Here is a 16,175-nt window from a genome sequence, read left to right on the forward strand (position 1 = left end):
AAGTGTCATGGGCGGAGGGCGGACCGGTCGCGCGCGGGGAGGCGGAGCGGTCGCGGCCGGGACGGCGCGTCGCCACATCGGCGCCAGTGAGTGCGAGCCGCAGATGGGCCACATCGGCGCCCGTGGGGTGCGACTCGCGCGTGGGGCGCAATGGCGCGCATGGGGTGCGAGCGCTGTCACATTCGGTGCTGGTTCGGCGTCGGCGAACTGTGCCGGGCCATAGGCTCGAACTCGTGTTCACTGCGTTGGATTGGCCCGGTTTCGCTGACCTTTCCCTCGCGGGACTGCTCTTCCTCTGCGCGGCCGCCTTCCTGGCCGGTGCGGTCGACGCGATCGTCGGTGGCGGCGGGCTGATCCAGCTCCCCGCGATGCTGCTGCTGGTCCCCGGCGGCGAGGTGATCTACTCGCTCGCCACCAGCAAGATCGCCGCGGTCGCCGGTACGACCGCAGCCGCGCACACGTACGCGCGCAAGACGCCGATCGACTGGCGCAGCGCCCTGCCCATGGCGTTGGTGGCACTCCTCGGGTCGCTCGGCGGCGCGATGTTCGCCGACGCGCTCCCGTCGTCGGTCCTGAACGTCGTGGTGCTGGTCGCCCTGGTGCTCGTCGGCATCTACACGTGGCGCAAGCCGGAGCTGGGCACCGCGCATGCGCCGCGGTTCCAGGCGCGCACGCAGGTGCTGGTGATGATCGCCGGCGGCGCGCTGATCGGCTTCTGGGACGGCATCGCGGGGCCCGGTACCGGATCGTTCCTCGTCTTCCTGCTGGTCGGGCTGGTCGGCTTCGCCTTCGTCACCGCCTCGGCCACGGCGAAGATCGTCAACGTCGCAACGAACGTCGGTGCGCTGGTGTTCTTCATCCCGGCGGGCAAGGTGCTCTGGGGCCTCGGGGTGCTGATGGCCGTCAGCAACATCACCGGCAGCGTGCTCGGCGCCCTCGTGGCCTCCAGGCGCGGTTCGGCGTTCGTGCGCCGGGTGTTCCTCACCGTGGTCGTGGGCCTGGTGGCGAGCCTCGGCTGGAAGCTCGCGCTGGGCGGCTAGCGGACCGACTGGCGCGTGGCCGTGGTGGCGGCTCGCGCTGGCGTGGCCCTGGCAGGGGCGGAGGCGGTCGGTGGCGTTGGCGTGAGGTGTGCCGGGCTGCCGGTGGCGGTGCCCTTTGGTGGGCCGGGCTGGCCGTGGCGGAGGTGGAGCGGCGGCCGGTGCCGGTGTCCTGTGGCGTGCGGGGCTGTCGAACGCCGGTGGCGGTGCGCTGGGGTGCCGGGCTGGCCGTGGCGGAGGCGGAGCGGCGGCCGGTGGAGGGTGTCAAGAGGTGTGCCGGGTGCTGGCGGGTCGCACAGGGGCAGTGGCGGTCCAGGGCAGGACGGAAGGCAGGCTGTCGAGCCGGTGCGCCGTCGAGGCGCAGTGTGCTCGCTCGCCGCCGGCGAGCCGCCGTTCGGCGGTACCGCGGAGCGGCCTCACCGGGTCGCCGGGGCGGCGACACGCCGAAGGTCCGGCCGCGGGAATACGCGCGCGCGAGGTGTGGTTGTATAGGTCGGCCGTTTTTTGTGTTCGTGTTAGACACGCTCGCGAAAGTTGCGGGCGCGAATCTGTCCTCCTGCAAGCTGGAGAAGTTCGCCGTCTGGAATAGGCCCCGTCGGTCGCAGGGTGCGGCCGGTGGTACCCGGCATCTGTTAGGAGACAGACATGGCGCAGGGAACTGTGAAGTGGTTCAACTCGGAGAAGGGCTTCGGCTTCATCGCCCCGGACGGCGGCGGCGCTGACGTGTTCGTCCACTACTCGGCGATCGAGGGCAACGGCTTCCGGACCCTCGAGGAGAACCAGACCGTGACCTTCGAGATCACCCAGGGCCAGAAGGGCCCGCAGGCCAGCGGCGTGCGCGTGGTCTGAGTGCGGTGACGTCTCGCTGAGACGCTCGACGAGCCCCCTGCCCGGCTGGGCAGGGGGCTCGTTCGCGTCGTGATCGAGATCGCATTCCGCGCCGCGCCCGCGCGCGGGTAGCGTCGGATGCCGGTTGTGCCTAGGGTTCCGCTCCCGCTCCGCCACGCGTCCGACAACCAGGAGCGGTGAGGACCGGTCCGAGCGGCACTGATGAGCACCGCGGGACATGCTCACACATCTGACGGGACAAAAGCCTGGAGGAACCTCGACGTCGCGCGCCCGCGCGACGCGGAAGGGTTCCCATGGGCCTGGTCGCCGTCCTGCTCGTCGTCGCCGCGGCATTCGCGCACGCCGGCTGGAACTTCTTCGCCAAGCGCGCCGGTTCGGGCGGCGCCGCCTTCGTCTGGCTGGGCGCCGCGTGCTCGGCGGTCCTCTACCTGCCGGTCATGGCGGCATCGGTGTGGTGGACGGGCCTGCCCGCGCCGAACGTCGGACTGCTCGCCGTCGTCGTGAGCGCGCTGCTGCACGTCGGGTACTTCGTGCTGTTGCAGCGCGGCTACTCGGTGGGCGACATGTCGGTGGTGTACCCGCTGGCCAGGGGTACCGGGCCGATGCTCTCGATGGTCATCGCAGTGGTGCTGCTCCACGAACGGCCGGGGCTGCTGGGCGTGCTCGGCGGCCTGCTGGTCGTGGTGGGCGTGTTCGTGATCGGCCTCTCCGACGGGGTACCGCGATCGGCGGCGAGCCTGACCGGCATCGGCTTCGGCCTGCTCACCGGGGCTCTCATCGCGCTCTACACGGTCTGGGACGCCTACGCCGTCACCGCGCTGGCGCTCCCGCCGCTGCTGTTCGACTGGGCGAACAACGCCATGCGCGCGCTGATGCTGTCGCCGTACGCGGTGCGGCAGCGGAGCGCGGTGGCCGAGATCTGGACGCGGTACCGGCGCGAGGTGCTGGCCGTGGCGCTGCTGTCGCCGCTGGCCTACATGCTGGTGCTGTTCGCGATGCGGCTCGCGCCGGTCAGCATGGTCGCGCCCGCCCGGGAGCTGAGCATCGTGCTGGCCGGGCTGCTCGCGTGGCGGGTGCTCGGCGAGGCCCAGCCTGGACGGCGGCTCACCGGTGCGGTGGTAGTGCTCGCCGGAGTGGTGTTGCTCGGCATCGCCTGACCGCGGGAGCGGGTACAAACAGCACATGGAGATCTTGAACAGCAGGCTGATCGTGCGTCCGCTGGACCCGGAGCGCTCGCTGCGGTTCTACCGGGACGTCCTCGGGCTGGCGATCTGCCGCGAGTTCCCCGGCGGCACGGTGTTCTTCCTCGGGCAGGGCTTCCTGGAGCTCTCCGGGCAGGGGGAGCAGGGGCCGAGCCCCGACCAGGTGCTGTGGTTGCAGGTGCGCGACGTCCGGGCGGAGTTCGAGGCGCTGCGCGAGCACGGCGTCCGCATGCTCGCCGAGCCCGAGCGGCGGCCGTGGGGACTCGACGAGGCGTGGATCGCCGACCCGGACGGCATGCCGATCGTGCTGGTCGAGGTCCCCGCCGACCACCCGATGCGCAAGGACGTCCGCGACCTCTAGCGATCCGCCGCCGAGGACTCCGGGAGCCGAGACGGCGCTCTCGTCGCCGCCGAAGCAAGGGCCCGGCCACCGGGAGTCGGTGGCCGGGTCACCCGGCTCACACGGTCGCGCGGCGGGCTCGGAGCTGGGCCTGCGGTGGAGCGGTGCGGCCCGGCGGCTCCCACGCCCAGGTCTGGACCTCGTCGAACCCGGCCTCGCGGGCGTCGCGGGAAAGTCCCGCCCGGCCGCCGGGCAGCCAGCGTTCGTGCGTGGACACCAGCAGCAGTCCACCGGGCCGCAGCACCCGGTGCAGCTCCGCCAGCGCGATCGCCCGGTCGGGCCAGAGCTGCGCGTTGTTCACCGACAGGACGACGTCGCAGGAGACGTCCGGCAGGCCGGTGTCCTCGGCCGTCGCGTCCCGCAGCTCGACCTTCCCGGCCGCGACCAGCGACGCGCAGCGCTGGGCGGCCGACCGGCGCATCCGCTCCGACGGCTCGACTCCCACAGCCCAGGCGGCCCGCTCACCCGCCGCGAGCAGGCCGACACCGGGACCGGGCCCGATGACGGCCACCCGCTCGTCGCCGCGCAGCCGCGCGAGCCCCACCACCTGGAGCTCGGTGGCCGCGTTGGTGCGCGCCATGAGCACCCCGCCCAGCCTGCCGAGGACGCCGCGCGGGTGCCCGAACGCCGTGTCCAGGACGCGTGTGTCGAAACCGCTCATAGGACCAGCACACACCGGCGCGCATGCGCCCACATCGGGGAAGACCCGGAGTTGGACATCGGGCACCCGCGGTGTCGTGGGACCATGGAGTGAATCCGCACGAGCTTCCCGCCGGACCACCCGCAAGGAACACTGAGTGAGCAGCTTCGCCGACACCACGTTCACGCCCCCGGAGCGCATCCGGAACTTCTGCATCATCGCCCACATCGACCACGGCAAGTCGACGCTGGCCGACCGGATGCTGCAGCTCACCGGGGTGCTTGACGAGCGCGCCTACCGGGACCAGTACCTCGACCGGATGGACATCGAGCGCGAGCGCGGCATCACGATCAAGGCGCAGAACGTGCGGCTGCCGTGGGAGGTCGACGGCACCGAGCACGTCCTGCACATGATCGACACCCCCGGCCACGTCGACTTCACCTACGAGGTGAGCCGGTCGCTGGCGGCGTGCGAGGGCGCGATCCTGCTGGTCGACGCCGCGCAGGGCATCGAGGCCCAGACGCTGGCCAACCTGTACCTGGCGATGGAGCACGACCTGCAGATCGTGCCGGTGCTCAACAAGATCGACCTGCCCGCGGCCGAGCCGGAGAAGTACGCCGCGGAGCTCGCGCACATCATCGGCTGCGAGCCCTCCGACGTCCTGCGGGTGTCGGCCAAGACCGGCGAGGGCGTCAGCGACGTGCTCGACGAGGTCGTCCGGCAGGTGCCCGCGCCGGAGGGCGTGCACGACTCCCCGCCGCGCGCGATGATCTTCGACTCGGTCTACGACACCTACCGCGGCGTGGTCACCTACATCCGGGTCGTCGACGGCCGCATCACCCCGCGCCAGCGGATCCGGATGATGTCGACCGGCGCCACGCACGAGCTGCTCGAGGTCGGCATCATCTCGCCCGACCCGAAGGCGTCGAAGGGCCTCGGCGTCGGCGAGGTCGGCTACCTCATCACCGGTGTGAAGGACGTGCGCCAGTCCAAGGTCGGCGACACCGTCACCGCCGAGAAGGGCGGTGCGGACCAGCCGCTGAGCGGCTACCGCGAGCCCCAGCCGATGGTGTACTCCGGCCTGTACCCGATGGACGGCTCGGACTACCCGCTGCTGCGCGAGGCGCTGGACAAGCTGCAGCTCAACGACGCGGCGCTGACCTACGAGCCGGAGACCTCCGGCGCGCTGGGCTTCGGGTTCCGCTGCGGCTTCCTGGGCCTGCTGCACCTGGAGATCACCCGCGACCGGCTGGAGCGGGAGTTCAACCTCAGCCTCATCTCGACCGCCCCCAACGTCGTCTACCACGTGCGGATGGAGGACGGCTCGGAGACCGAGGTCACCAACCCGTCGGACTGGCCCGAGGGCAAGATCGGCGAGGTGCACGAGCCGATCGCCAAGTGCACGGTGATCGCGCCCTCGGAGTTCGTCGGCACGATCATGGAGCTGTGCCAGGGCAGGCGTGGCCAGCTCAACGGCATGGACTACCTGTCGGAGAGCCGCGTCGAGCTGCGCTACACGCTGCCGCTGGCCGAGATCGTGTTCGACTTCTTCGACCAGCTCAAGTCCCGCACCCGCGGCTACGCGTCGATGGACTACGAGGAGGCGGGCACCCAGGCGTCCAACCTGGTCAAGGTCGACATCCTGCTGCAGGGCGAGCCGGTGGACGCCTTCAGCGCGATCGTGCACCGCGACGCCGCCTACGCCTACGGCACGAAGATGGCGACCAAGCTGCGCGAGCTGATCCCGCGCCAGCAGTTCGAGGTGCCCATCCAGGCCGCCATCGGCTCGCGGATCATCGCCCGGGAGACCATCCGCGCGATCCGCAAGGACGTGCTCGCCAAGTGCTACGGCGGTGACATCAGCCGCAAGCGCAAGCTGCTGGAGAAGCAGAAGGAAGGCAAGAAGCGGATGAAGACCATCGGCCGCGTCGAGGTCCCGCAGGAAGCCTTCGTCGCCGCGCTCTCGACCGACGAGGGCGGCAAGGACGACAAGGGCAAGGGCAAGAAGTAGCGCAACGTGCTCGGCCAGTGACTCTTCGTCGGTGCCCCCTGGTTGACTTTCCGTCGACCAGAAAGGAGGGCACCATGGCAATCATGGCAGCGGAGTCCGGTTCGCACGGCATCGTCCAAGGTCGCCCGTTCACGGTGTACGACCTGGAGGCGATGCCCGATGACGGCAACCGGTACGAGCTCCTCGACGGGATGCTCCTCGTGACCCCGGCACCGGGAACCAAGCATCAGATGGTCGTAGTGAAGCTCGTGACCGCCCTTGAGCTCGAATGTCCGGACGATCTTGCGGTGCTGTGCGCACCGTTCGCGGTGCGACCGGAGGTGACCGTCGAGCTCCAGCCGGACATCCTGGTGGCGCGGGACGAGGACCTGACCGACGCGAACCTGCCGGTTGCTCCGTTTTTGGTCGTAGAGGTGCTGTCGCCGAGCACGCGCCTGTACGACCTCAACTCCAAGAAGGCGGCCTACGAACGGCTCGGTGTTCCCAGCTACTGGGTGATCGATCCGTTCGTTCCGCGCTTGACGGTCTTCAACCTCGGCGGCTCTGGGGAGTACGAGCTGGTGACCAAGGTCACCGGTCCGCAGGCGTTCGAGGCCGAACACCCGTTCCCCGTGCGGGTCGTGCCCGCTGAGCTGCTGCCTCGGCAGCGGCGCTGACCGGGTGAGCCGGCAGCCGTGGCTGCTGCCGGCTCAGCCCTGGTGGGCGTCCAGGAAGGCGTAGACGTCGGCCTCGTCGACGCCGGGGAAGGTGTCCGACGGCAGGGCCGCGAGGACGTGTGAGTGCGCCCGCGCCGACGGCCACACCATGCCCTGCCAGCGGTTGGCCAGCTCGGCGGGCGGGCGCTGGCAGCACTCGCCGTTCGGGCAGGACGACTTGGAGTGGTTGGTGGTGTCCCGCCCGCGGAACCACCTCGACTCGGTGTAGGGCACGCCCAGCGTGATGGCGAAGTCCCGGCCCCGGCTGGGGTCGACGTGGGCGACGCACCAGTGGGTCGCGCCGGGCTTGTCGGTGTACTGGTAGTAGGTCGAGTACCGGTCGGGGGAGGCGAACACCTGCCGGCCCGCCCAGTAGCGGCACATCCGCTGGCCCTCGATCGCCCCGGACGGGTCGCTGGGGAAGACCAGCCCGTCGTTCTCGTATGCCTTGTAGATGATGCCGGTCTCGTCGTTGCGCACGAAGTGGCACACCAGGTCGAGGTACTCGGTGGCGAGGTTGGTGAAGCGGTGCGCGGCCATCTCGTAGGACACCGAGAAGACGTCGCGCAGGTCCTCCACGGCCAGGTCGCGCTCCTGCTTGGCCTGGCGCAGGAAGCTCGCCGCCGCCTTCTCCGGCACCAGCACCGCCGCGGCGAAGTAGTTGGCCTCGACCCGCTGGCGCAGGAAGTCGGCGAAGTCGCGCGGCTGGCTGTGACCGAGCGTGAGGTGCCCCAGGGTCTGCAGCAGGATCGTGCGGGGGCTGTGCATGCCCAGCGACTCCCGGCGCAGGAAGATGCGGTGGTGGCGCAGGTCGGTCACCGACCGCACCGAGCGCGGGAGGTCGTTGACGAACCGCAGCCCGTAGCCCAGGTGGGTGGCGATGGACTGGATGACGCCCTCGGACAGCGCCCCGCCGTGGTAGCCGACCTTGTCCAGGATGCCGGCCGCGGCCTTCTCGATCTCCGGGAAGTAGTTGCCGTGCTCGCGCATGGTGCGCCGCAGCTCGGCGTTGGCCTTGCGGGCCTCCTCGGGCGTGGCGACCTGCTTGTTCTCCCGCCGCTTGAGCTCGTCGTAGAGGGCCAGCACGTGCTCCAGCGCCTCGGTGGGCACCCGCTTGCCAACCTTCAGCGGGGGTAGCGACAGCCGCTGGTACAGCGGGTCGAGCTGGGCCTGCTCGACCGCGATCTCCAGCTCGGCGCGCCGGTTCGGCGGCTTCTTCGACATCAGTTCGTCCACAGAACTGCCCAGCGCGTCGGCGAGCGAGCGCAGCAGCGACAGCTTCGGCTCCCGGTGGCCGTTCTCCAGCAGGGAGAGCTGCGAGGGAGCCCGGCCGACGCGTTCGCCCAGCTCGACGAGGGTCAGACCGGCCGCCCGGCGCAGGTGGCGCAGGCGCTGACCGAAGACCAGAAGGTCCTGGTCGGTAGAAAAATTACGGTCTTCTTCGGCGATGAACTCCGGCATGCGCTTGATGTTAGCAGAAATATCGCGAAATTTGCCACGGAATTCTTCTACTCTTTCGGCGTTCGGCGGCCAACACTGGGGACATCACGCCGCGAGAGCCACCCTGAAAGGTGAACATCATGAGCTCCATCCGCGAGAGGGCGATCAAGGCCGCCGAGGAACTTCAGCGCGAGTGGGACACCGACCCTCGTTGGAAGGGCATCGAGCGCACCTACTCCGCCGGTGACGTCATCCGCCTCCGCGGGTCGGTGAGGGAAGAGCACACGCTGGCCCGCCAGGGCGCCGAGCGGCTGTGGAAGCTGCTCCACGAGAACGACTACATCAACTCCCTCGGCGCGCTGACCGGCAACCAGGCCGTCCAGCAGATCCGGGCGGGTCTGAAGGCCATCTACCTGTCCGGCTGGCAGGTCGCCGCCGACGCCAACCTGGCGGGCGAGACCTACCCCGACCAGAGCCTCTACCCGGCCAACTCGGTCCCTGCCGTGGTCCGCCGCATCAACAACGCGCTGCGGCGCGCCGACCAGATCAACTGGGCCGAGGCGCTGGACCCGGAGGCCGACGAGCCGGAGAACATCCACTGGCTGGCCCCGATCGTGGCCGACGCCGAGGCCGGCTTCGGCGGCACGCTCAACGCCTACGAGCTGATGAAGGGCATGATCGCCGCCGGTGCGGCCGGTGTGCACTGGGAGGACCAGCTTGCCTCCGAGAAGAAGTGCGGCCACCTGGGCGGCAAGGTCCTCATCCCGACCAGCCAGCACGTCAAGACGCTGAACGCGGCCCGGCTGGCCGCCGACGTCGCAGGCGTGCCCTCGCTGGTCGTCGCGCGCACCGACGCGCAGGCCGCGACGCTGCTGACCAGCGACGTCGACGAGCGCGACCAGAAGTTCATCACCGGTGAGCGCACCTCGGAGGGCTTCTACAAGGTCACCAACGGCATCGAGCCCTGCATCACCCGCGGTCTGGCCTACGCGCCGCACGCGGACCTGATCTGGATGGAGACCTCGAAGCCGGACCTGGAGGTCGCCAAGCAGTTCGCCGAGGCGATCAAGGCCCAGTACCCGGACCAGATGCTGGCCTACAACTGCTCGCCGTCGTTCAACTGGAAGAAGAACCTGGACGACAGCACCATCGCCAAGTTCCAGCGCGAGCTCGGCCACATGGGCTACAAGTTCCAGTTCATCACCCTGGCGGGCTTCCACTCGCTGAACTACAGCATGTTCGACCTGGCCAAGGGCTACGCGCACGACGGCATGACCTCCTACGTGGACCTGCAGGAGCGCGAGTTCGCCGCGGAGAAGGACGGCTACACCGCGACCCGTCACCAGCGCGAGGCCGGTACCGGCTACTTCGACCTGGTCAGCACCGCGATCAGCCCGGACTCCTCGACCACCGCCCTGGCGGGTTCGACCGAGACCGCGCAGTTCTGATCCAGGCGGCGTGATAGACCGTGGGCCGCCCGGCCAGCCCGGGCGGCCCACCCCGGACGCACCAGCGGCCCTGTGGCGGGGTGTCGGATAAACGCGATGGTGCGAGTGGGCGGGAACCCAGGCGTCGGGTTCCCGCCCACTTTTTCATGCGTGCCAACGCGAAACCCGCTGGCCGGCGTCGTGGAGATCACCTGTGCGGTTCACGACGGAGTGCTGCGGCCCCCGTGGGGCGGGATTAGTGTGCCGGGCATGATCGCAGAGCGAGCGGTGCCGGTGATCGCCGCGCCGATGGCGGGCGGCATCTCCACCCCGGAGCTTGCGGCGGCGGTGAGCTCCGCCGGCGGCTTCGGTTTCCTGGCCGCCGGATACCTGACCGAGGAAGCGCTGGGCGTGCAGATCGCCCGCACCCGCGAACTCACCGACGAGCCGTTCGGGGTCAACCTCTTCGTGCCCGGTGAGCGCCGCGACGTCGACCTCGACGCCTACCGCGCGGCGGTCGACGAGGAGGCGGGCCGCTACGGCGCGCGGGCGGGCACCGGGCACTGGGACGACGACCTCTATCAGGCGAAGGTCGAGCTCGTGCTGCAACAGCGGGTGCCGGTGGTCTCGTTCACCTTCGGCGCGCCGGAGAAGTCCACCCTGGACCGGTTGCACGAGGCCGGGGCCGAAGTGGCCGTGACCGTCACGACGCCGCGGGAGGCGCGCATCGCCGCCGACCTCGGTGCCGACCTGCTGTGCGTGCAGGGTTTCGAGGCGGGTGGGCACCGCGCGACGTTCGAGGACGACGGCCGGTCCCCCGGAGGCGGACCGCTCTACGGTCTGCTGGCCGCGCTCAGGACCGTCTCCGCCGAGGTCGACCTGCCGTTGGTCGCCACCGGCGGCCTGGTGCACGGCGCCGACGTCGCGGCGGTGCTGTCGGCCGGCGCGGTGGCCGCCCAGCTCGGCACCGCGTTCCTGGTGTGCGAAGAGGCCGGCACCCAGACGACCCAGCGGATGGCGATCGCGGCCGGCAACCGAGAGACCGCGCTGACCAGGGCTTTCAGTGGTCGTCCGGCGCGCGGGCTGGTGAACCGGTTCCTCACCGAGCACAGCGACGACGCGCCCGCGGCCTACCCGCAGCTGCACAACCTGACCAAGCCGATGCGCGGCGCGGCGGGCAAGGCCGGGGATCCCGAGGCCATGTCGCTGTGGGCGGGCCAGACCTACGCCCAGGCCCGCCCCACGACCGCGTCCGAGCTGGTGCGGTTGCTGACCGAGGAGGCCCGCGAGGCGCTGGACTCGGCCCGGCGCCGGCTGTGAGGTCGGGCGAAAAGCGCTTGCCCGCACGCCTCACCCAGCGGATACGTTGACCAGGTGGGTTATGTGGCTTCGGTGAACATCGCCGTGGTGCGGACCGGTTCCTGGACGGGACGCGTCGGGCGGAGCGGGATCGACAAGCGACCGTCTGACGAGCCGGTGAAGTTCACCGAGTCGGGAGTGCTCGGCGACACCGTGTGCGACGCCAAGCACCACGGCGCCTGGTACCAGGCCGCCTACGCGTTCGACACCGAGGACCTGGCGCACTGGTCGCGGGAGATCGGCCGGGAGCTGGTGCCCGGCAACGCGGGCGAGAACCTGAGCATGTCCGGCTGCGACGTCAGCAACGCGGTCGTCGGCGAGCGGTGGCGGATCGGCTCGGTCGTGCTCCGGGTGACCGGGCCGCGCAACCCGTGCAGCGTCTTCGCCGGGTTCTGGGACGTCAAGGGTCTGGTCAAGCGGTTCACCGCGCACGGGCGTCCCGGTGCCTACCTGGCGGTGGAGGAGCCCGGGGTCGTCTCGGCGGGCGACACGCTGGAGGTGCTGTCCCGGCCGGAACACGGCGTGCGGGTGAGCGACGTCTTCGCGCTGTGCATGCAGCGGCGCAAGGAGCTCGCCGAACGCGTCGCCCCGGTGCTGCCGAACCTGCCGGAGAAGTGGCGGCAGCAGGTCGTCAAGGCGATGTGACAATGCCTCACGTGCCCGCGGCGCATTCGATGACGCAGTATCCGTTGTCCAGCCGGGCCACGCCGACCACGGCCAGCTTCGCCGCTGCGGCGATGCGGCGGGTGGCCTCGAGATCGCGCATCCGCCCGCCGACGTAGACCATCATCCGCAGGTCCATCTCGGTGTAGAGCTGCATGACGTCCGGGCCCGCGGTCAGCTCGACGACGAGCACCCGGCCGTGCGGCCCGGCGGCGTCGGCGCACCGCCGCAGGATGCGCACGGCGTCCTCGTCGCCCCAGTCGCCGAGGACGTCGCAGAGCACGAAGGCGTCCGCGGCCACCGGCAGCGGGTCGAAGAAGCTGGCCGCCACCGTCTCGATCCGCTCGTCGAGCCCGTGTTCCCGCAGGTGCCCGGCCGCCCGCAGCACGGGGGCGGTGAGATCCACGAGTATTCCGCGCAGCTCCGGATGCGCCCGCAGGATCTCGCCCAGCAGCACGCCCTCCCCGCCGCCGACGTCGGCGACCGCGCGGTAGCGGCCCCAGTCGTGGGCGGCCACCACGCCGGGTGCGATCGCCCTGGTCTTGGCCGCCATCAGGGCGTCGAAGGAGTCCGACAGCCGCGGGCTGTGCTCCAGGTCCTCCCAGAACGTGCGGCCGAACGCGGTCCGGTAGGCGACCTGGCGCCCCCGGACCTGTTCGATGAGCTCGACGAACGCCATGTCGGCGCGGCCGATGGCGCCGTCGAGGTCCAGCCACGCGCGGGCGCCGTGCGGTGCGTCGGACTGCATGGCGCGGGAAGTCTCGTTCGGCCCGAAGACACCGGGTTCGGGTTCCTCGAACACACCTTTGTGGACCAGGAAACGCAGCACCCGGCCGAGGGGGTCGGCGTCGGCGCGGCAGCTCCGCGCGAGTTCGGCGAGCGCGACCGGGCCGCCGCTGACGAGGTCGGCGATGCCGAGGGTGGCCGCGGTCCGCACCGCGAAGGGCGTGACCAGGTCGGCCATCGCCAGCACATCCAGCGGCTCGGATGACATGCCACGAGAGTAGCCAGGCGGCGTCGATCTCGCGGTGCGGCGCACTGCCGGTGACCGTCCACTGCGGACCGGGACGGCCACCGGCGGGCCTGGTCAGGGGCGCGATGGCGCCGGGCTGCTCGGCGGTTCGGCCGGGAAGCTCTGCGGCGGCTCGACGGGGAAGCTCGGCTCAGCCCCCGGTACCGGCGCCGGTTCCGCTCCCGGTGGCGGCACCGGCACCATCCCGGGAGGTGGCACGGGCACCGGTACCGCATCCGGCGGTGGCACCGGCACCGATGACTCGGGTGGCTGCGGTACCGGGACCGACGACGCGGGCGGCTGGGGTGCCGGCAACGAGGGCGGCGGCGGAACCGGTGCCGGGGTCGACGCCGGGGGCGGCTGCTCGAAGCCCTGCCGCGCGGGCTCGATGTCCTGCGTCCCGGCACCACCGGCGAACGCCGCGGCGCCGAAGACGACCCCGCCCACCACCGTCGACAGTCCGGCCACGGTGACCGCCCAGCGGGCGCGGAGCTTGCGGCGGCCCTGGCGGACGATCTCCTCCCGCCGGATGTCGAGCTCGGGCTCCGGCCCGACGGCTCTGTTCAGCATGTCGCGGATCTCCTCGTCGTCCCAGTTCATCGGTACCCCCCTGTCGCGGGTTGGGCGGAGCCGAGCAGCTTGCGCAGAGCGGCCAGCCCGCGTGCGGTCTGGCTCTTCACCGTCCCCGTGCTGCACCCGAGCAGTTGCGCGGTCGCCTCCACGGACTGGTCCTCCCAGTACCGCAGCACCACCGCGGCCCGCTGCCCGGGCGGCAGCGCCGCCAGGGCGTTGCGCAGGTCGACGGTCTCGCCGACGTCGTGGGCCGGGGTGCCGTGCTCGGGGACCTCCGGCAGCGCCGTCTCGCGCTTGCGGAAGCCCCGCCTGGACTCGTCGATCGCGCTGCGCACCAGCACCTGCCGCGCGTAGGCGTCGACGGTGCCGCCGCGGTTGATCCGGGGCCAGGCCACGTAGATCTTGGTCAACGCGGTCTGGACCAGGTCCTCGGCCCGGTGCCAGTCGCCGCACAGCAGGTACGCGGTGCGGCGCATGCTCACCACCCGGGCGTCGAAGTACTCGGCGAACTCCTCGTCACGCTGTTTCAAGCCTCGCCCCCTCCCGTCGGCCGGTAATACGGGTCCGGGCGGCCGGGAGGTTGTCGGGCCGGCTCGGAATTCTTCCGCCGACCCGGGCGGCCGGTGCCGCCGTCAGGCTCCCGGCCGTTGCCGGGCCAGCCCGGTCACAGGCCGTAAACCCCGTCGGTGACGGCCCGGGGCGCGCCGGGGCTGCCCTGGGTGACGTCCCAGGTCCAGAACTCGACGACGTTGTGGTCCGGGTCGGCGACGTAGGCCGACCGCGCGTTGCCCGGTCCGAACTCCACCTCGTCGACCACACCTCCGCGCGAACGGACGCCCTCGACGACCGCGTCGTAGTCCTCGGCCGCCACCGACAACGCGTAGTGCACGTGGACTCCGCCCCGCGCCCGGGAGATCCCGAGCGCGGGCTTCCACAGGCCGATCCGCGTGCCGCCGGCGAGGACCCAGACGGCCTCCCGGCCGCGGAAGACCTCCCCCTCCCAGCGGTCGATCACCGGGAAGCCGAGGACCTCGGTGTAGAAGCGCTCGGCAGCTTCGAGGTCCGCTACCTCCAGGACCAGTTCGTTGACGCCCGCCGTACGAGTCATCGCAATTCTCCTATATAGGTAGTTGACTATATACGGTGAACCTAGCCGCTCTTGATCGACTCGGCAACGGCTCGCGTTCCCGCGCGGGTGAATCGGCGGGGCGCATGCGCCGCCCGGAGGGGCATCATGTGACGTAGGACACCTGTTGCGATGGCTCGGAATCCGGGAAAGATTGGAGTACAAAAGGTTTGGCTTCCGAGTATCTGGAAGTGACGGCGGGCGAAGGGTGCGTTGCGTTATGACCAACGAGCTTGGGCACTTCATCGGCGGGAAGCGCGTGGCGGGAACGTCGGGTTCCTTCGGTGACGTGTTCGATCCGAACTCCGGCAAGGTGCAGGCCAGGGTCGCGCTGGCCGCGAAGGAGGAGGTCGAGGCGGCGGTCGCCGACGCCGCCGAGGCGCAGCCCGGCTGGGCCGCGCAGAACCCGCAGAAGCGGGCCAGGGTGCTGATGCGGTTCCTGCAGCTGGTCAACGACGAGATGGACTCGCTGGCGCGACTGCTGGCCTCCGAGCACGGCAAGACCGTCGCCGACGCCAAGGGCGACATCCAGCGCGGCCTGGAGGTCGTCGAGTTCGCCACCGGCATCCCGCACCTGCTCAAGGGCGAGTACAGCGAGAACGCAGGCACCGGCATCGACGTCTACTCGATGCGCCAGCCGCTCGGCGTGGTCGCGGGCATCACGCCGTTCAACTTCCCGGCCATGATTCCGCTGTGGAAGGCCGCCCCGGCCATCGCGTGCGGCAACGCCTTCGTGCTCAAGCCCTCCGAGCGCGACCCTTCCGTGCCGCTGCGGCTGGCCGAGCTGTTCATCGAGGCCGGGCTGCCCGCGGGGATCTTCAACGTCGTCAACGGCGACAAGACCGCCGTCGACGCGGTGCTGACCGACCCCCGCATCCAGGCGGTGGGCTTCGTCGGCTCCTCGCCGATCGCGGAGTACATCTACTCGACGGCCGCCGCCCACGGGAAGCGCGCGCAGTGCTTCGGCGGCGCCAAGAACCACATGATCGTGATGCCCGACGCCGACCTCGACCAGGCGGTGGACGCGCTGGTCGGCGCGGGCTACGGCTCGGCCGGTGAGCGCTGCATGGCCATCTCGGTGGCGGTGCCGGTCGGCGAGCCGACCGCGGACGCCCTGGTGGAGAAGCTGGTCGAGCGGGTCCGCAAGCTCAAGATCGGCACCAGCTTCGACGCCGACGCCGACTTCGGCCCGCTGATCACCAAGCAGGCGTGGCAGCGGGTGCACGACCTGGTCGGCGTGGGTGTCGAGGAGGGGGCGGAGCTGCTGGTCGACGGCCGCGACTTCAGCCTCGAGGGCAACGAGGACGGCTTCTTCATGGGCGCCTCGCTGTTCGACCGGGTCAAGCCGGACATGCGGATCTACCGCGAGGAGATCTTCGGCCCGGTGCTGTCGGTGGTGCGGGCCGCCGACTACGAGGAGGCGCTGCGGCTGCCCACCGAGAACGAGTACGGCAACGGCGTCGCGATCTTCACCCGCGACGGCGACGCGGCGCGCGAGTTCACCTCGCGGGTCAACACCGGCATGGTCGGGGTGAACGTGCCGATCCCGGTGCCGATCGCCTACCACACGTTCGGCGGCTGGAAGCGCTCCGGCTTCGGCGACCTCAACCAGCACGGCCCGGACTCGATCCGCTTCTACACCAAGACCAAGACGGTCACCTCCCGCTGGCCCTCCGGCCTGAAGGAAGGCGCGAGCTTCACCATTCCGACGATGAACTGACTTGAAGCTCCAGATGGAGCT

Annotated in this window: 16 protein-coding genes; 10 read left to right on the forward strand and 6 right to left on the reverse strand. The window is 70.7% G+C overall.

The features are described from left to right. Positions 1 to 233 precede the first annotated feature (233 nt). The 4 genes from SACE_RS07055 to SACE_RS07070 all read left to right on the forward strand — a co-directional run bounded on the left by SACE_RS07055 (position 234) and on the right by SACE_RS07070 (position 3,449). Positions 234 to 1,040 (forward strand): sulfite exporter TauE/SafE family protein, encoded by an 807-nt coding sequence (locus SACE_RS07055; RefSeq protein WP_011873360.1) that lies wholly within the window; start codon positions 234 to 236, stop codon positions 1,038 to 1,040. Between the two features lie 642 nt (positions 1,041 to 1,682). Further along, entirely contained in the window at positions 1,683 to 1,886 is a 204-nt protein-coding gene (locus SACE_RS07060; protein WP_009947714.1) for a cold-shock protein, read from the forward strand. Positions 1,887 to 2,179: 293 nt separating this feature from the next. Beyond that, entirely contained in the window at positions 2,180 to 3,043 is an 864-nt protein-coding gene (locus SACE_RS07065) for an EamA family transporter (RefSeq protein ID WP_009947713.1), read from the forward strand. A gap of 25 nt (positions 3,044 to 3,068) precedes the next feature. Next, positions 3,069 to 3,449 carry a VOC family protein gene (locus SACE_RS07070; RefSeq protein WP_009947712.1) on the forward strand — a complete coding sequence of 127 codons (381 nt, stop codon included), beginning with the start codon at positions 3,069 to 3,071 and terminating at the stop codon, positions 3,447 to 3,449. A gap of 97 nt (positions 3,450 to 3,546) precedes the next feature. On the opposite strand, the gene SACE_RS07075 is transcribed toward SACE_RS07070, so the two are convergent. Further along, a complete protein-coding gene (locus SACE_RS07075; protein ID WP_009947710.1) occupies positions 3,547 to 4,149 on the reverse strand; it encodes a class I SAM-dependent methyltransferase in 603 nt (200 codons plus the stop codon). Between the two features lie 136 nt (positions 4,150 to 4,285). On the opposite strand from SACE_RS07075, the gene lepA reads away from it, so the two are divergent. Both lepA and SACE_RS07085 read left to right on the forward strand, forming a co-directional pair. Next, a complete protein-coding gene (gene lepA, locus SACE_RS07080) occupies positions 4,286 to 6,139 on the forward strand; it encodes a translation elongation factor 4 (protein ID WP_009947709.1) in 1,854 nt (617 codons plus the stop codon). Between the two features lie 74 nt (positions 6,140 to 6,213). Next, positions 6,214 to 6,795, forward strand: a complete 582-nt coding sequence (locus SACE_RS07085) for a Uma2 family endonuclease (RefSeq protein WP_011873362.1) — start codon at positions 6,214 to 6,216, stop codon at positions 6,793 to 6,795. 33 nt (positions 6,796 to 6,828) lie between these two features. Here the strand turns inward: SACE_RS07085 and SACE_RS07090 are convergent, their stop codons facing one another. Beyond that, on the reverse strand, positions 6,829 to 8,295 hold the full coding sequence (locus tag SACE_RS07090; protein ID WP_009947707.1) for an XRE family transcriptional regulator: 1,467 nt from the start codon (positions 8,293 to 8,295) through the stop codon (positions 6,829 to 6,831). A 119-nt stretch (positions 8,296 to 8,414) separates the two neighbouring features. Here SACE_RS07090 and aceA point away from each other — a divergent pair, with 119 nt between their 5' ends. The 3 genes from aceA (at position 8,415) to SACE_RS07105 (ending at position 11,705) form a co-directional block, all read left to right on the forward strand. After that, positions 8,415 to 9,722 (forward strand): isocitrate lyase, encoded by a 1,308-nt coding sequence (gene aceA / locus SACE_RS07095; RefSeq protein WP_009947706.1) that lies wholly within the window; start codon positions 8,415 to 8,417, stop codon positions 9,720 to 9,722. A 249-nt stretch (positions 9,723 to 9,971) separates the two neighbouring features. Further along, on the forward strand, positions 9,972 to 11,021 hold the full coding sequence (locus SACE_RS07100) for an NAD(P)H-dependent flavin oxidoreductase (RefSeq protein ID WP_009947704.1): 1,050 nt from the start codon (positions 9,972 to 9,974) through the stop codon (positions 11,019 to 11,021). 54 nt (positions 11,022 to 11,075) lie between these two features. Then, on the forward strand, positions 11,076 to 11,705 hold the full coding sequence (locus SACE_RS07105; RefSeq protein WP_011873363.1) for an MOSC domain-containing protein: 630 nt from the start codon (positions 11,076 to 11,078) through the stop codon (positions 11,703 to 11,705). A gap of 7 nt (positions 11,706 to 11,712) precedes the next feature. Here SACE_RS07105 and SACE_RS07110 read toward each other — a convergent pair whose 3' ends face one another. The 4 genes from SACE_RS07110 to SACE_RS07125 all read right to left on the reverse strand — a co-directional run bounded on the left by SACE_RS07110 (position 11,713) and on the right by SACE_RS07125 (position 14,416). Beyond that, a complete protein-coding gene (locus tag SACE_RS07110) occupies positions 11,713 to 12,717 on the reverse strand; it encodes a methyltransferase (RefSeq protein ID WP_009947702.1) in 1,005 nt (334 codons plus the stop codon). Between the two features lie 93 nt (positions 12,718 to 12,810). Then, positions 12,811 to 13,335 (reverse strand): hypothetical protein, encoded by a 525-nt coding sequence (locus SACE_RS07115; protein WP_009947701.1) that lies wholly within the window; start codon positions 13,333 to 13,335, stop codon positions 12,811 to 12,813. Next, positions 13,332 to 13,838 carry a SigE family RNA polymerase sigma factor gene (locus tag SACE_RS07120; RefSeq protein WP_009947700.1) on the reverse strand — a complete coding sequence of 169 codons (507 nt, stop codon included), beginning with the start codon at positions 13,836 to 13,838 and terminating at the stop codon, positions 13,332 to 13,334. Before SACE_RS07120 ends, SACE_RS07115 begins: the two co-directional genes overlap by 4 nt. A 134-nt stretch (positions 13,839 to 13,972) precedes the next feature. After that, the gene (locus SACE_RS07125) at positions 13,973 to 14,416 is read right to left on the reverse strand and encodes a VOC family protein (RefSeq protein ID WP_009947699.1); all 444 of its coding nucleotides are present in this window, start codon (positions 14,414 to 14,416) and stop codon (positions 13,973 to 13,975) included. Between the two features lie 238 nt (positions 14,417 to 14,654). Between SACE_RS07125 and SACE_RS07130 the strand changes: the two genes are divergently transcribed. Beyond that, the gene (locus tag SACE_RS07130; protein ID WP_009947698.1) at positions 14,655 to 16,154 is read left to right on the forward strand and encodes a CoA-acylating methylmalonate-semialdehyde dehydrogenase; all 1,500 of its coding nucleotides are present in this window, start codon (positions 14,655 to 14,657) and stop codon (positions 16,152 to 16,154) included. The last annotated feature ends 21 nt before the right edge of the window (positions 16,155 to 16,175 follow it).

The sequence above is a fragment of the Saccharopolyspora erythraea NRRL 2338 genome (genome assembly GCF_000062885.1).
In the GTDB taxonomy this organism is placed as follows: Bacteria; Actinomycetota; Actinomycetes; order Mycobacteriales; family Pseudonocardiaceae; genus Saccharopolyspora_D; species Saccharopolyspora_D erythraea.

Excerpts from the sequence above, each read along its gene's own strand:
- SACE_RS07060 (WP_009947714.1), top strand. The coding sequence starts at position 1,683 with ATGGCGCAGGGAACTGTGAAGTGGTTCAACTCGGAGAAGGGCTTCGGC.
- SACE_RS07065 (WP_009947713.1), top strand. The coding sequence starts at position 2,180 with ATGGGCCTGGTCGCCGTCCTGCTCGTCGTCGCCGCGGCATTCGCGCAC.
- SACE_RS07070 (WP_009947712.1), top strand. The coding sequence starts at position 3,069 with ATGGAGATCTTGAACAGCAGGCTGATCGTGCGTCCGCTGGACCCGGAG.
- SACE_RS07075 (WP_009947710.1), bottom strand. The coding sequence starts at position 4,149 with ATGAGCGGTTTCGACACACGCGTCCTGGACACGGCGTTCGGGCACCCG.
- SACE_RS07085 (WP_011873362.1), top strand. The coding sequence starts at position 6,214 with ATGGCAATCATGGCAGCGGAGTCCGGTTCGCACGGCATCGTCCAAGGT.
- SACE_RS07090 (WP_009947707.1), bottom strand. The coding sequence starts at position 8,295 with ATGCCGGAGTTCATCGCCGAAGAAGACCGTAATTTTTCTACCGACCAG.
- aceA (WP_009947706.1), top strand. The coding sequence starts at position 8,415 with ATGAGCTCCATCCGCGAGAGGGCGATCAAGGCCGCCGAGGAACTTCAG.
- SACE_RS07100 (WP_009947704.1), top strand. The coding sequence starts at position 9,972 with ATGATCGCAGAGCGAGCGGTGCCGGTGATCGCCGCGCCGATGGCGGGC.
- SACE_RS07110 (WP_009947702.1), bottom strand. The coding sequence starts at position 12,717 with ATGTCATCCGAGCCGCTGGATGTGCTGGCGATGGCCGACCTGGTCACG.
- SACE_RS07115 (WP_009947701.1), bottom strand. The coding sequence starts at position 13,335 with ATGAACTGGGACGACGAGGAGATCCGCGACATGCTGAACAGAGCCGTC.
- SACE_RS07125 (WP_009947699.1), bottom strand. The coding sequence starts at position 14,416 with ATGACTCGTACGGCGGGCGTCAACGAACTGGTCCTGGAGGTAGCGGAC.
- SACE_RS07130 (WP_009947698.1), top strand. The coding sequence starts at position 14,655 with ATGACCAACGAGCTTGGGCACTTCATCGGCGGGAAGCGCGTGGCGGGA.